This is a genomic window from Roseateles sp. GW823-FHT07B05, from assembly GCF_058794515.1.
The window spans coordinates 89267-102763 of record NZ_JBXAGX010000014.1; the positions used below are offsets into that span (position 1 = coordinate 89267).

The window sequence follows — 13497 nt, forward strand, 5'->3', positions numbered from 1 at the left end:
GGCGCTGACGGCGACGCTGACCGGGGCGGGCGCCACCAGCCTGACCGGCGCGGGCGTCACCAGCAGCGGCAGCAGCGCGGCGCTGAGCGTTGCCAGCACGGGGCCGACCCTGCTCGGCGCCAGCACTGTGACGGGCAGCCTGAGCCTGGACAGCACGGGCGCAGTGACGCAGAGCGGCGACGTGACGGTGACCGGCACGACGGCCATCAACGCGCACGCGGCAGCGGTGACGCTGGCCAACGCGGGCAACGACTTCCAGGGCGCGGTCGCGATTGCGACGACCGGCGCCGCCAGCGTCGGCGACAAGGACGCCCTGAACCTCACGCTGACCAACACCGGCGCCACGGCCGTCCAGGCCGGTGGCGTGCTGACGACCACGCTGGTCAACACCGGCGCCACGAGCCTGGCCGGCGCGGGCGTGGCCGTCAGCGGCTCAAGCGGCGCGCTCACGGTGGCCAGCACGGGCGCGACGGACCTGGGGGCGAGCGCGGTCGGCGGCAATCTGGGGATCACGAGCACCGGCGCGGTGACGCAGAGCGGCGATGTGACCGTGACCGGCACGACGACGGTCAACGCCAATGCCGCGGCCGTGACGCTGGCCAATGCCGGCAACGATTTCCGGAGCGCCGTTGCCGTCACCACCACGGCCGCCGCGCGTGTGCGCAATGCCGGCTCGCTGGCCGTGAGCTTCAACGACACCGGCAGCGCTACCGCGCAGGCCGGCGGGACGCTCTCGGCGACCTTGGCCAACAGTGGCGCCACCAGCCTCACCGGTGCCGGCGTGACCAGCAGCGGCAGCAGCGGCGCGCTCAGCATCGCTAGCAGCGGCACGGCCGGCCTGGGCGCCAGTGCCGTGAACGGCAGCCTGGACATCGCCAGCACGGGCGCGGTGACGCAGAGCGGCGACGTGACGGTGAGCGGTGCCACGACCCTCAATGCCGGCGCCTCGGCGGTGACGCTGGCCAACGCGGGCAACGATTTCCGCGGCGCGGTCACGGTGGCGACCACCGGCGCGGCCAGCGTGCGGGATGCCAACGACCTCGGCGTGAGCTTCAACGGCACCGCCGCGACCGCGGCCCAGGCTGGCGGGGCCCTGGAGGCCCGGCTCACGGGCACGGGGGCTTCCAGCCTCACCAGCGCGGGCAGCACCACGCTGACGGCGGTGTCCGCAAGCAGCCTGCTGGTGAACAGCGGCGGCGCGGTGACGCAGTCGGGCGCGCTGGACGTGCCGGTCCTGGAACTGCAGGGCGCAGGCGCCGTGGCGTTGCTCAACGTGGCCAATGCCGTGGGCAAGCTGGCCGTGGGTGCTGGCGACGGCACCATCCGCTTCGTGAACGGTGGCGCACTGTCGGTCGACACGGTCGGTGCCACCAGCGGCATCACGCGCAACGCCGATGTGCTGCTGCGCACCGAATCGGGCAACCTGTCGATTGCGCAGCCCATCCAGGTCGGCAGCCATGCGCTGCGGCTGACGGCCGCGAACGGCGCCGTCAGCCAGGCTGGCACCGGCGCGATCACCGCGGGCGGGCTGGCCGTCAGCGCGACGGGCACCATCGCGCTGGATGCGGCGACCAATGCGCTCAGCGGCCCGCTGTCCGCCGTGGCCGGCGACGCCATCGGCCTCAAGAGCTCGACCGGCTACACCGTCAGCGGGTTTGCCGCCGACTCGGTGGCAGCGCCTGCGTGGGCCGCCCAGGATGGCCTGACCGCGACCGGCAAAGTGGTCACGCTGGACACCGCCAGCGGCACCGTCAGGCAGGACGCCGGCAAGAATCTGGTTGCCGGTTCGCTCGTGCTCAAGGGTTCCGGCGCCGTGACGCTGGAGAACGCCGACAACGACGTCGCCAAGATCGCCGTGGCTCGTGGGGACGCTGCCGCGGACGGGGCCATCAGCTACCGCGACAAGGACGGCTTCGACATCACCGCCGTCGGCGCCGTCGACGGCGTCACGCGGGCCGGCAAGGTCACGCTGGGCAACAGCGCGGGCACTGCCGTGTTCGAGGGCCTGAACACCAGCGCGCCGCTGGTGCAGGTCAACGGCGGCAGCATCACGGTGGCCAGCCCCACGCTGACCGACGGCAAGGTCAGCGTGCCGGTGTTCTCGCTGGGCGGCGACATCAAGGTCAACCAGGGGGCTGTCACGCTGGCCGTGAACAAGCCCGCCGCCGTCGATGACGGCCTGCTGTCGACCTACCAGCAGTCCATCGGCATCGCCAAGGAGGTGGTGCTGAAGGACGCGCTGGGCAAGCAGATCCGCGTGCTGGCCGACGTCATCGTGCAGACCTCGGGGTCACTGGCGGTGGCGGCGCAAGGGCGGCTGAATCTCGTCGCCGACGCGGGCGGCTCTGCCAGCCTGATGCAGGCCGGCAACCAGTTCGTGGGCGGGCTGTCGGCCAAGCTGGCATCGGTGCCGGCCGCGGCGACGTCGAGCGACGCGCCGGCCCGGTCGCTGCTGCGCGTGACGGGCAAGCAGGTCAACGTGACCGGTGCCGGCGTGGAGGCCGACATGGCCTTCTTCAACGCCGATGCACTGGGCACGACCGACCCCGCGGTCATCAAGGCGCGCCTGAGCTACAGCAACACGCTGGGCACCAACGTCCAGCTGCCGGGGCTGGCCATCAGCATCGGCTCGACGGCCTTCGATGGCGGCGGTGCGCCGTTCGGCCAGGTGGCGGTCGACATCGGCCGCGGCGACGCCGCCGGCACGACGGCGGGCATCAACTCCGGCTACATCACCGTGCTGCCCAAGGTGGGCGGTGACCCGACCGGGACGGCGGCGCTCATCCGCAACAAGGCCGTCATCCTGCTCACCGGGCCGGAGACCGGCTCCGCGGGCTACCTGTTCTTCTACGACGGCGCGGGCAAGGAGTCGGCCATCCTCGTCAAGTACAACGGCTATGCGCCCAGCTCGCCTCAGGCGGACGGCGCGCTGTCGTCCATCGCGTCGGTGTCGGAGGCCGCGCGCCGCGACCGCTTCGAGGAGGCGGTGCGCACCGAGAACGTCGCTTCGCGCCTGCGTGGCGGCGTCATCACCGAGGTCGGCCCGGGCCGGCCGGCGACGGAGGGCAGCAGCGGCACGCAGCCGCCGCGGTCCTGCGCACCGGTGGGGGCGCAGTTGGGCTGCGCTGCCGGTGACGCCGGCGGTGACGGCAAGCCCTGAGTGATGACATCGGCGTCTGGCAAGATCGCCTCTCGCAGCAGGAAAGAGGGCAGTGACGTGAACGAGAGCTTGGGTCCGCGTGCACGCGCGCGGCGCGCATTGATGAAGCAGGGCGCGGCGCTGGGCGCGATGCCCGGCGCCTGGGTGGCGACGACGGCGGCCCACGCCCAGCTGTCGCGGCCCGACGGCGCGCCGGTGCGCCTGGCGCTGCTGCTGGGCAACCGTGACTACCCGGCCGACCAGGAGCTGCCGCCCATCCCGAAGAACCTGCGCGACCTGAAGGCCGCGCTGGAGGCCAAGGGCTTCGCGGTGACCGACGCGCTCAACCTCGACGTGGCGCGCTCCCGTGCCGCCATCGCGGCGTTCGGCAAGGTCGTCGCGGCCGCGCCGCCCGACGCGACCGTGTTTTTCTACTACAGCGGCCACGGCGTGCAGGACGAATCGCGCAACCTGCTGATCGCCGCCGGCGTGAACCCCGGCGTGGTTTCCGATGTGCAGAAGGGCAGCCTGGAACTCGCACAGGACGTGGTGGGGCCGCTCGCGCCGCGTGCCGCCGGCGCCACCTATGCCGTGCTCGACAGCTGCCGGGTCGCCATCCGCGCGGCCGTGCGCGACAAGGACGGCCTGAACCAGGTCGAGGCGCCGCCCGGCTGCCTCATCGCGTTCTCCACCGGTGCCGGCAAGCCCGCCATCTCGCCCGACTCCGAGAACCAGAACACCTTCTACACCGCGTCCCTGGTCAAGGTGCTGAACTCGGTGGGCGAGGAAACCAGCTTCGCCGACATGTTCCGGCTGGTGCGCCGCGACGTGCGCGAGACCATGCTCAACCACCCGGTCAACGCGGTGCGCGTGCTGGCGCAGGACCCGTTCATCGCCGACAACGTGCAGACGCACGCGCCGGTGCTGTGGCGCCCCCGGCCCGCCGAGGCCGCCGTGCCGGCGCCGAGCCAGCAGGACGAGGAAGAGCTGTGGGCGCAGATCCAGCAGAGCATCTGGCCGCCCGAGCTCGTGAAGCTGGCCAGCCGCTACCTGGAGCTCTTCCCGCAGGGGCGTCGCGCGCAGCCGGCGATGGTCGCGCTGGAAGGCTCCAGCGAAGCGGCCAAACTGCTGCAGCGCAGCGACGTCAAGCTCTACCGCAGCTCCTTCCAGCCGCCGGCCAGCGCCAGCGCGGCCATGCAGCGCGACTTCAAGCGCGCCGCCCGCGGCGACAAGGATGCGGCCAAGCGGCTGGGGCAAGCCTACCTGGACAGCGCCGTCGACCCCGCCCTGGATGTCAACAAGGCGCGCGGCCGCTACGAAGGCTGGCTGCAGTACGCGACGGCGCTGGGCAACGGCATCGCCAGCTACGACCTCGCCCTGCTGTACCGGGCGCGCGGCCAGGACGAACTGGCCACGCGCTACGAGCAGTCCGCCCGTTCGCTGGGCTTCACGCCGCCCCCCTCGCTCGACAATAAGCGAAAGTGATGAACCCGCCGGCACTGACCCGGGTGGCCGGCAATTGAGCCGACATGATCGCGGTGATAGGCTGCGCCGGCACAAGTTGATGCGCACTGCGCAGGGGGGATAGATTGGACGACGTGCGGGAACGCCAGGAACTGGTGGAACGCTGGCTGGGAGCATCGGCAGCCGATGGCACGCCCTGCGGGCCTAACCTCGAATATGCGGGCACCTTCCTGGCGCTGGAGCAGGCCGTTGCCGGCAAACCCGAGACCCAGCACAGCGCCGCCGAGCCGCCGGACTGGAGCGACGTCTACGCACGCGCCTCGGCGCTGATGGACGAGACCCGAGACCTGCGCGTGGTGGTGCCCTGGATCCGTGCGGCGGTGCGCCTGCACGGCGCGGCCGCGCTGCTCGACGGCCTGCAGCTGCTCAACGGCCTGGTCTCCAATCACTGGGAGGCGCTGCATCCCGAGCCCGATGACGGCGACCACTTCGCCCGCGTCAACGCGCTGAATGCGCTCGCCAGCCCCGAGTACCTGCTGGGCGACCTGCGCGCCAGCCCGGTCTACGCCGACCGGCGCGTCGGCGAGCTGCTGGGCCGCACCTTCGAGCTGGCCTGGGGCGGGCTGACGCCGCGCGATGACGAATCCCCGCCCAGCCGCGACTCGCTGGCGCTGATGCTGCAGGAGGCGTACGAGCAATCCCCGCAGCTGGCCGAGCTGCCGGCCCGGCTGCGCGCCGAGCTTGGCACGCTGACATCCGCGCTGGACGACCGGCTGGCCGGCACGCCGGGGCTGGATCTGGCACCGCTGAGCAAGTGGCTCTACCAGCTGGGCCAGCTCTTCCCGGCCACCGAGGCCGCGGCCGAGGGCGAGCCCACCGAAGGCGAGGCGCCGGCCGAAGCCGCCCCTGGAGGCGGTGGCCGCGCGGTGGCGCGCACGCCGGGCGCCATCCAGTCGCGGGCCGATGCCATCCAGGCCATCGACGCCATCTGCCGCTACCTGGACCAGCACGAACCCACCAACCCGGCCCAGCTGCTGTTGCGCCGCGCCAAGAGCCTCATCGGACATAACTTCCTGCAGCTGATGAAGGAACTGGCGCCGGATGCGCTGGCCGAGGTGGCCCGCGTCATGGGCGTGGACCCTGAAACCGTGACGACGCAGGACTCCTGAGACCGGCAACTTGGGAAACAATGACTCTTCAAACCACAGGCAGACACCATCATGAGTAGCAGCCAGAAATTCATCGCTCGCAACCGCGCCCCGCGCGTTCAGATCGAGTACGACGTGGAGTTGTACGGTTCGCAGAAGAAGGTGCAGCTGCCCTTCGTGATGGGCGTGCTGTCCGACCTGTCCGGCAAGCCCAAGTCCGATGAGCCGCTGGCGCCGGTGGCCGACCGCAAGTTCCTGGAGTTCGACGTCGACAACTTCGATGCGCGCATGAAGGCCATGAAGCCGCGTGCCGCCTTCCAGGTCGACAACGCGCTGACCGGCGAAGGCAGCCTGTCGGTGGAACTGACTTTCGAGAGCATGGACGACTTCTCGCCGGCCGCCGTGGCCCGCAAGGTCGACTCGCTGAACAAGTTGCTGGAGGCGCGCCAGCAGCTCTCCAACCTCATCACCTACATGGACGGCAAGTCCGGCGCCGAGGAACTCGTCGCCAAGCTGCTGGCCGACCCGGCGCTGCTGCAGGCCATGACGGCCAACGCCAAGCCCGCCGACGGCAACAGCTGATCGGGCGCCCGGCGCCCGGTTCCAGAGCAAGACAGAAAGGACCTCTCCGATGGCCGCAGAATCCTCCACCGCAGCATCCGCGCTGACCAGCGTTGCCTTCGAAGGCAGCGACCTGGCATCGCTGCTCCAGCGCGAATTCAAACCCAAGACCGACGACGCCAAGAATGCCGTCGAGCAGGCCGTGCAGACGCTGGCCATGCAGGCCCTGTCGCAGTCCAAGATCGTCGGCAAGGACGTCTTCGCGACGATCGAGCAGATGATCGCGGCGCTCGACGAGAAGCTGTCGGCCCAGGTCAACAAGATCATCCACCACGAGGACTTCCAGAAGCTCGAAAGCGCCTGGCGCGGCCTGAGCTACCTCGTCAACAACACCGAAACCGACGAGATGCTGAAGATCAAGGTCTTCAACATCTCCAAGAACGAGCTCGGCAAGTCCCTCAAGCGCTTCAAGGGCACGGCCTGGGACCAGAGCCCGCTGTTCAAGAAGATCTACGAGGAAGAGTTCGGCCAGTTCGGCGGCCACCCCTTCGGTTGCCTGGTGGGTGACTACCACTTCGACCAGACCCCGCCCGACGTCGAACTGCTGGGCGAGATTGCCAAGACCGCAGCCGCCTCGCACACGCCCTTCATCGCTGGCGCGTCGCCCACCATCCTGCAGATGGAGTCCTGGCAGGAGCTCGCCAACCCGCGCGACCTGAACAAGATGTTCACCAGCCCGGAATACGCCGCCTGGCGCTCGCTGCGCGAGTCGGAGGACTCCAAGTACATCGGCCTGGCCATGCCGCGCTTCCTGGCGCGCCTGCCCTACGGTGCCAAGGCGAACCCCGTCGAGGAGTTCAACTTCGAGGAAGACACGGGGGGGCAGGACCACAGCCGCTTCTCGTGGGCCAACGCGTCGTATGCGATGGCCGTCAACATCAACCGCGCATTCAAGGAATACGGCTGGTGCACGCGCATCCGCGGCATCGAGTCCGGTGGCGCCGTGCAGAACCTGCCGGCTCACACCTTCCCGACGGACGATGGCGGCGTGGACATGAAGTGCCCGACCGAGATCGCCATCTCCGACCGCCGCGAGGCCGAGCTGGCCCGTGCCGGCTTCATGCCGCTGGTGCACAAGAAGAACAGCGACTTCGCCGCCTTCATCGGTGCGCAGTCGCTGCACAAGCCGGCCGAGTACGACGACCCCGACGCGACCGCCAATGCGCGCCTGGCGGCCAATCTGCCGTACATCTTTGCAACCAGTCGTTTTGCGCACTACCTGAAACAGATGGCGCGAGACAAGATCGGGTCCTTCAAGGAGAGGGACGACATGCAGCTGTGGCTGCAGAACTGGATCATGAACTACGTGGACGGTGATCCGGCCCACTCCTCCGAAGTGACCAAGGCTATGCGCCCGCTGGCCGCTGCGGAGGTGGTCGTCGAGGAAGTCGAGGGAGCGCCGGGCTATTACCAGTCCAAGTTCTTCCTGCGGCCGCACTATCAACTTGAAGGATTGAGCGTTTCGTTGCGTCTGGTGTCGAAGCTACCATCGACCAAGGGCGCCTGAGGTTTTCCGCAAGCCGCTTGCCGGGCCGGCGTTTCATGATTGCCCGTTCACACACAGGAGAGCGATATGGCTGTAGACATGTTCATCAAGATCGGCGACATCAAGGGTGAGTCCGCCGACAAGGGTCACAAGGACGAGATCGATGTGCTGGCCTGGAGCTGGTCGCTGAGCAACAGCGGCACGACCCATGTGGGTGGTGGCGGCGGTGCCGGCAAGGTCAATGTGAATGACATCTCCATCACCAAGTACATCGACTCGGCCAGCCATGCGCTGATCCAGGCCGCCTGCTCGGGTAAGCACTTCAAGGAAGCCAAGCTGACCGTGCGCAAGGCCGGCGGCAAGCCGCTGGAGTACATCAAGATCAAGCTGGAAGAAGTGCTGGTCACCAGCGTGCAGGAAGGTGGCTCGGGTGGTGAGGACCGCCTGACCGAGAACATCACGCTGAACTTCGCCAAGTTCACCTACGAGTACACGCCGCAGGACACCGCAGGTGCCGCGGGCGCGGTCAAGACCGCCAAGTGGGACATCAAGCAGAACACTGAAGCTTGATGACCTGACCCAGGTGCTGTGATCGGCGCAACGCCGTTGCGTCTGCTAAAGCTGCGAGCAAGGCATGGCCAAGAGTGATATTTTTTTGCGCCTCAAGAGCCTGAAGGGCGGCGTCATCAAGGGCGAGAGCGCCGACGCACAGCACAAGGACGAGATGGACATTCGCTCCATCGCCTGGGGGATGAAGTCCACCACGGCGATGGGCGCGAAGGGGCCGTCCAACAAGACCTCGTTCGATTCCGTCAAGATCGTCAAGGACGTGGACCGCGCGTCCACGGCCCTGATGGGCGTGATGCGCAGCAACGATGCCGTCGTCGAGGCGGTCGTCACGGTGCGCAAGGCCAGCGGCGGCGCAACGCCGCTGGACTACATGCAGGTCAAGATCAAGGACGGCCGCATCACGGCCTACGACCTGCAGTCCGACCCGGCCCAGCCGGCGCTGCTGGTCGAGACGCTGAGCCTGACCTTCAAGGCCATCGAGATCCAGTACAAGTCACAGGACGCGGGCGGCTCGGGTGGCGGCGCGACGACCTTCAACGCGGAAGCCATCTAGTCCATGGGCAACCCGACTCCTTTCGAGCAGGCGCTCAAGGCCGGCACGCCCGAAGCGGCGCTGGCCCTGCTGCAGGCCGACGTGCGCGCGCAGCCTGGCAAGGCCGAGTTGCGTGTGGCGCTGTTCCAGCTGCTGTGCGTGCTCGGCCGCTGGGACAAGGCGCTGAGCCAGCTCGACGTGGCCGGTCAGCTCGACGCCGGCGCGCTGGCCATGGTGCAGACCTACCGCGAGGCCATCGCCTGCGAGCGGCTGCGCGGCGAGGTGTTCGCTGGCCGGCGCGTGCCGATGATCTTCGGCGAACCCGACCCCTGGCTGGCGATGCTGGTGGAGGCGCTGCTGCAGGACGGGCGCGGTGAGTTCGCACTCGCGGCCAGCCTGCGCGCCCAGGCTTTCGACGCCGCTCCGGCGAACGCCGGCCAGATGGACGGCCGCGCCTTCGACTGGCTGGCCGACGCCGACGGCCGGCTCGGCCCCGTGCTGGAGGCCATCGTCAACGGCCGCTACTACTGGGTGCCGTTCGCGCACCTGAGCGCCGTCAGCATCGAGGCGCCGGCGGACCTGCGCGACCTCGTCTGGGCGCCGGCCCAGCTGTCGTTCACCAACGGGGGCGAAGTGGTGGCGCTGCTGCCCAACCGCTACCCCGACCTGCCGGCCGACGCCGACGGCGCGCTGCTGATGGCCCGCCGCACCGAATGGCTGCCTGGCGCCGGCGACAGCTACCGTGGGCTGGGCCAGCGCATCCTCGTGACGCCCGAGGCCGAGACGGCGCTGCTCGAGATCCGCGAGCTGCGTTTCGATGCCCAGCACGCTGCCGACGAAGCCGAAGCCGCCACCGCTCCTGCAGCTGACGCCTGAGCGCCCGGGCCATGGCGCAGACCGCTCCGCGTGACCGGCTCCAGCCGTCCCTTCTCGACCGCCTCACCGACACCGACCCCGGCACGCAGGTGGAGGCGCGCGAGCAGCGCGTGCTCAATGCCCACGCGCTGCGCCAGGCGGTGCTGCGCGACCTGCGCTGGCTGTTCAACGCCGTCCGCCCCGAGGCGCCGTACTGGCTGCTCAACGAGCAGGGCGCGCACCTCGACAACGCCGAGGAAGAAGAGCGCCTGGGCCGCTTCCAGGACTGGGACGCGTTGCCGCTGACGCGCAACTCGGTGCTGTGCTTCGGCCTGCCCTGCCTGTCGGGGCTGACGGCCTCGACGCTGGATATCCCGCGGCTGGAGGCCACCATCCGCCGCGCCATCATCGATTTCGAGCCGCGCATCATTGCCGGCAGCCTCAGCGTGGAGGCGGAGTTCAGCGAGGACGTGCTGCACCACCACAACCTGGTGGCCATGCGCATCACCGCGCAGCTGTGGGCGCAGCCGGTGCCGCTGGAGCTGGTGCTGCGCACCGAGCTGGACCTGGAGTCCGGGCAGGTGCAGGTTCAGGAACTCAACCGCTAGCCGCCATGGACCCGCGCCTGCTGGAACTCTACGAACGCGAACTGGGCCACCTCAAGGAGATGGGCCAGGAGTTCGCGCGCCAGTACCCCAAGATCGCCGGCCGCCTCAGCATGGACGGCCTGCAGGTCACCGACCCCTACGTCGAGCGGCTGCTGGAGGGCTTCGCCTTCCTGGCGGCGCGCGTGCAGCTGCGGCTGGATGCCGAGTTCCCGCGCTTCACCGACCGGCTGCTGGAGATCTGCTACCCCAGCTTCCTCGCGCCGGTGCCGTCGATGGCCATCGTGCGGCTGCAGCCCAACCTGGCCGACCCGGCGCTTGCCGAGGGCCCCGAGGTGGCGCGCGGCACCGAGCTGCGCGGGCTGCTGGGCAAGGGCGAGGAGACGGCCTGCCGCTTCCGCACCGCGCACCCGGTGCGGCTGTGGCCGCTGGAGGTGCGCGAGGTGCAGTACCTCAGCCACGTCGCCGACGCCGGCCTGCCGCCGCAACTGAGCGGCAGCCGCGCGCGCGCCGGCATCCGCGTGCGGCTGGCCGCCGTCGGGGCGCTGGGGCTGCACCAACTCAAGCTGTCGCAGCTGGACCTGCATTTCAGCGGCCAGGCCGGCGTGGCCTTCAAGCTGCACGAGCGCGTGCTAGGCCACACGCTGGCAGTGCTGGTGCGCCCGGCCGGCAACGGGGGCAGTGGCGGTGCGTGGCAGTCGTGGATGGACGCGCGGCAGCTGCAGCCGCTGGGTTTCGAGACCGCCGAGGGCCTGCTGCCAGACGAGCCGCGCAGCTTCGAGGGCTACCGGCTGCTGCAGGAGTACTTTGCGCTGCCGGAGCGCTTCCTGTTCGCGCGGCTGCAGGGGCTGGACGCCGCCATCGCCGGCCGGCCGGCGCAGGAGGTGGAGCTGCTGTTCCTGCTGGACCAGGGCGACGCCCAGCTCGAAGGCGTGCTGGATGCCAACAGCGTCGGCCTGCACTGCACGCCGGCCATCAACCTGTTCCCGCACCGCTGCGACCGCATCGCCGTGCGCGAGGGCATGCACGAGTTCCACGTCGTGCCCGACGTCGCCCACCCCATGGACTACGAGGTGTTCGAGGTGCAGCAGGTGCACGGCTACGGCACCGGCAGCGACAGCGAGCAGGAGTTCCTGCCGCTGTACTCGGCCTTCCACACCGAAGGCCGCGGCCAGCAGGCCTACTACTGCCAGCAGCGCGAGCCGCGCGTGCTGTCGGAGCGCCAGCGCAAGCTCGGGCCGCGGTCCAGCTACGTCGGCGCCGAGGTCTTCCTCAGTCTCGTCGACCCTCGCGAGGCACCGCTGCCGGCCGGGCTGCGCCAGTTGGCCGTCAAGGCCTTGTGCACCAACCGTGACCTGCCGCTGCACCTGGCGGTGGGCGTCGGCCGCACGGACTTCATCCTCGAGGTGACGGCGCCGGTGGACAGCGTGCGCGTGCTGTCCGGCCCCAGCAAGCCGGCCCAGCGCGGGCGCGACGCCTCGCATGTGTGGCAGCTGGTCAACCACCTCAGCCTCAACCACCTGTCGCTCAGCGACACCGACCCCGACCAGGGCGCCGCCGCGCTGCGCACGCTGCTGGGGCTGTACGCGCAGAGCCAGGATGCCGGCGCGCAGCGCCAGATCGAGGGCATCCGCCACGTGCGCGTCACGCCGCGCGTGCGCCGGCTGCCCGAGGCCGAGGGCGGCGAGCGCGGCAAGTCCTTCCACAGCCGCATCACCTACGGGCGCACGCTGGAGGTGGAGGTGGAGGTGGACGAGCGCGCCTTCCAGGGCGGCAGCGCCTACCTGCTGGGCTGCGTGCTGGGGCGCTTCTTCCGGCGCTACGCGTCGATCAACACCGCGGTGCAGACCGTGCTGACCTCCAGTTCGCGCGGCGAGCTGATGCGCGACACGCTGCGCTGGGGCCGGGGGGCGGTGCTGTGACCGACGATCTGCCGCCCGACGGCGCCGAGCGCCCGCCGGGCGCGGCCACGCCGGCCGTGCAGGCACGCAAGGGGCCGGTGCCCGGCGCGCGCCCGGCCGAGCTGCAGGCGCTGCTGCAGCGGCTGGCCGACCAGCCCTGGGCCTACAACTTCTACGCGGCGCTGCGCCGCATCGACGCGCTGAACGCGCCCAACCCGCCACTGGGCCAGGCGGCCCGCCCGGCGGACGAGCCCATCCGGCTGGGCCAGCCGCCGTCCATGAGCTTCGCGCCGTCCGACCTCGTCGGCCTGGTGCGCGACCCGCGCGCCACGGCGCCGCGGCTGGATGTGCGCTTCTTCGGCCTGTTCGGCCCGCACGGCAGCCTGCCGGGCCACCTCAGCGACTACGCCCACGAGCGCCAGGGCAAGGGCGACACCACGCTCACCGCCTTCGCCAACGTCTTCCACCACCGGCTGCTGCTGCTGTTCTACCGGGCCTGGGCGCAGGCCCAGCCCACGGTGCAGCTGGACCGGCCTCAGGACGACCGCTTCGCGCGTTATGCCGCGTCGCTGGCCGGCTTCGGCGCGCCCGGCGCGGCGGCGGCCAACGTCACGCCGGCGCACCTGCGGCTGTTCTTCGCCGGCCGCTTCGCGCAGCAGGCGCGCAACGCCGACGGGCTGCAGGCCGTGCTGGCAACCTATTTCCGCGTGCCGGTGCAGATCGAGGAGTTCGTCGGCACCTGGCTGGCGCTGCCACGCGACGAGCGCAGCCAGCTCAAGCGCTGGCCCGACCGCGGCCAGCAGCTCGGCGCCGGCGTCGTGCTGGGGCGCAGCGTCTGGGACGTGCAGCACCAGTTCGGCATCGTCATCGGCCCGATCCGGTTCGAGCGCTTCGAGAGCCTGCTCAACCAGGCGCAGGAGCTGGCCGAGCTGCAGTCCATCGTGCGCGACTACGTGAACGACATGCTGGGCTGGCGGCTGACGCTGCGCCTGCTGCCGCAGGAGGTGCCGGCCGCGCGCCTGGGCGGCGCCCACCGGCTGGGCCGCTCCATGTGGCTGCAGCGCGCCACGCCGCGCAGCGAATGCGCGGACGTGCGCGTCGAGCCCGAGGCGCTGATGCGCCGCGCCAGGCGGCCTGCCGCCGGCCCAAGAACACCAACCCACTGATTCGGGAGAT

11 protein-coding genes are annotated in these 13497 nt (G+C 70.3%); all 11 read left to right on the top strand.

Going from position 1 to position 13497, the window contains the following annotated elements:
- The coding region (locus tag AC1Q7O_RS23155; protein ID WP_492661169.1) for a beta strand repeat-containing protein at positions 1-3160 on the top strand (3160 nt) is incomplete at its 5' end.
- Positions 3161-3262: 102 nt separating this feature from the next.
- Positions 3263-4624, top strand: coding sequence for a caspase family protein (locus AC1Q7O_RS23160; protein ID WP_492661170.1), 1362 nt, complete (start codon positions 3263-3265; stop codon positions 4622-4624).
- Between the two features lie 113 nt (positions 4625-4737).
- Positions 4738-5772, top strand: a complete 1035-nt coding sequence (locus AC1Q7O_RS23165; protein WP_492661171.1) for a type VI secretion system protein TssA — start codon at positions 4738-4740, stop codon at positions 5770-5772.
- A 48-nt stretch (positions 5773-5820) separates the two neighbouring features.
- On the top strand, positions 5821-6333 hold the full coding sequence (tssB, locus tag AC1Q7O_RS23170) for a type VI secretion system contractile sheath small subunit (RefSeq protein ID WP_474103968.1): 513 nt from the start codon (positions 5821-5823) through the stop codon (positions 6331-6333).
- A gap of 49 nt (positions 6334-6382) precedes the next feature.
- Positions 6383-7879 carry a type VI secretion system contractile sheath large subunit gene (gene tssC, locus AC1Q7O_RS23175; protein ID WP_492661172.1) on the top strand — a complete coding sequence of 499 codons (1497 nt, stop codon included), beginning with the start codon at positions 6383-6385 and terminating at the stop codon, positions 7877-7879.
- Between the two features lie 66 nt (positions 7880-7945).
- On the top strand, positions 7946-8428 hold the full coding sequence (locus tag AC1Q7O_RS23180; RefSeq protein ID WP_492661173.1) for an Hcp family type VI secretion system effector: 483 nt from the start codon (positions 7946-7948) through the stop codon (positions 8426-8428).
- 64 nt (positions 8429-8492) lie between these two features.
- On the top strand, positions 8493-8981 hold the full coding sequence (locus tag AC1Q7O_RS23185; RefSeq protein WP_492661174.1) for an Hcp family type VI secretion system effector: 489 nt from the start codon (positions 8493-8495) through the stop codon (positions 8979-8981).
- Between the two features lie 3 nt (positions 8982-8984).
- Positions 8985-9836, top strand: coding sequence for a type VI secretion system accessory protein TagJ (locus tag AC1Q7O_RS23190; RefSeq protein ID WP_492661175.1), 852 nt, complete (start codon positions 8985-8987; stop codon positions 9834-9836).
- 11 nt (positions 9837-9847) lie between these two features.
- On the top strand, positions 9848-10423 hold the full coding sequence (gene tssE, locus AC1Q7O_RS23195) for a type VI secretion system baseplate subunit TssE (protein WP_492661176.1): 576 nt from the start codon (positions 9848-9850) through the stop codon (positions 10421-10423).
- Positions 10424-10428: 5 nt separating this feature from the next.
- The gene (gene tssF / locus AC1Q7O_RS23200; protein ID WP_492661177.1) at positions 10429-12342 is read left to right on the top strand and encodes a type VI secretion system baseplate subunit TssF; all 1914 of its coding nucleotides are present in this window, start codon (positions 10429-10431) and stop codon (positions 12340-12342) included.
- Positions 12339-13487 (top strand): type VI secretion system baseplate subunit TssG, encoded by a 1149-nt coding sequence (gene tssG, locus AC1Q7O_RS23205; protein WP_492661178.1) that lies wholly within the window; start codon positions 12339-12341, stop codon positions 13485-13487. Before tssF ends, tssG begins: the two co-directional genes overlap by 4 nt.
- Positions 13488-13497 lie beyond the last annotated feature (10 nt).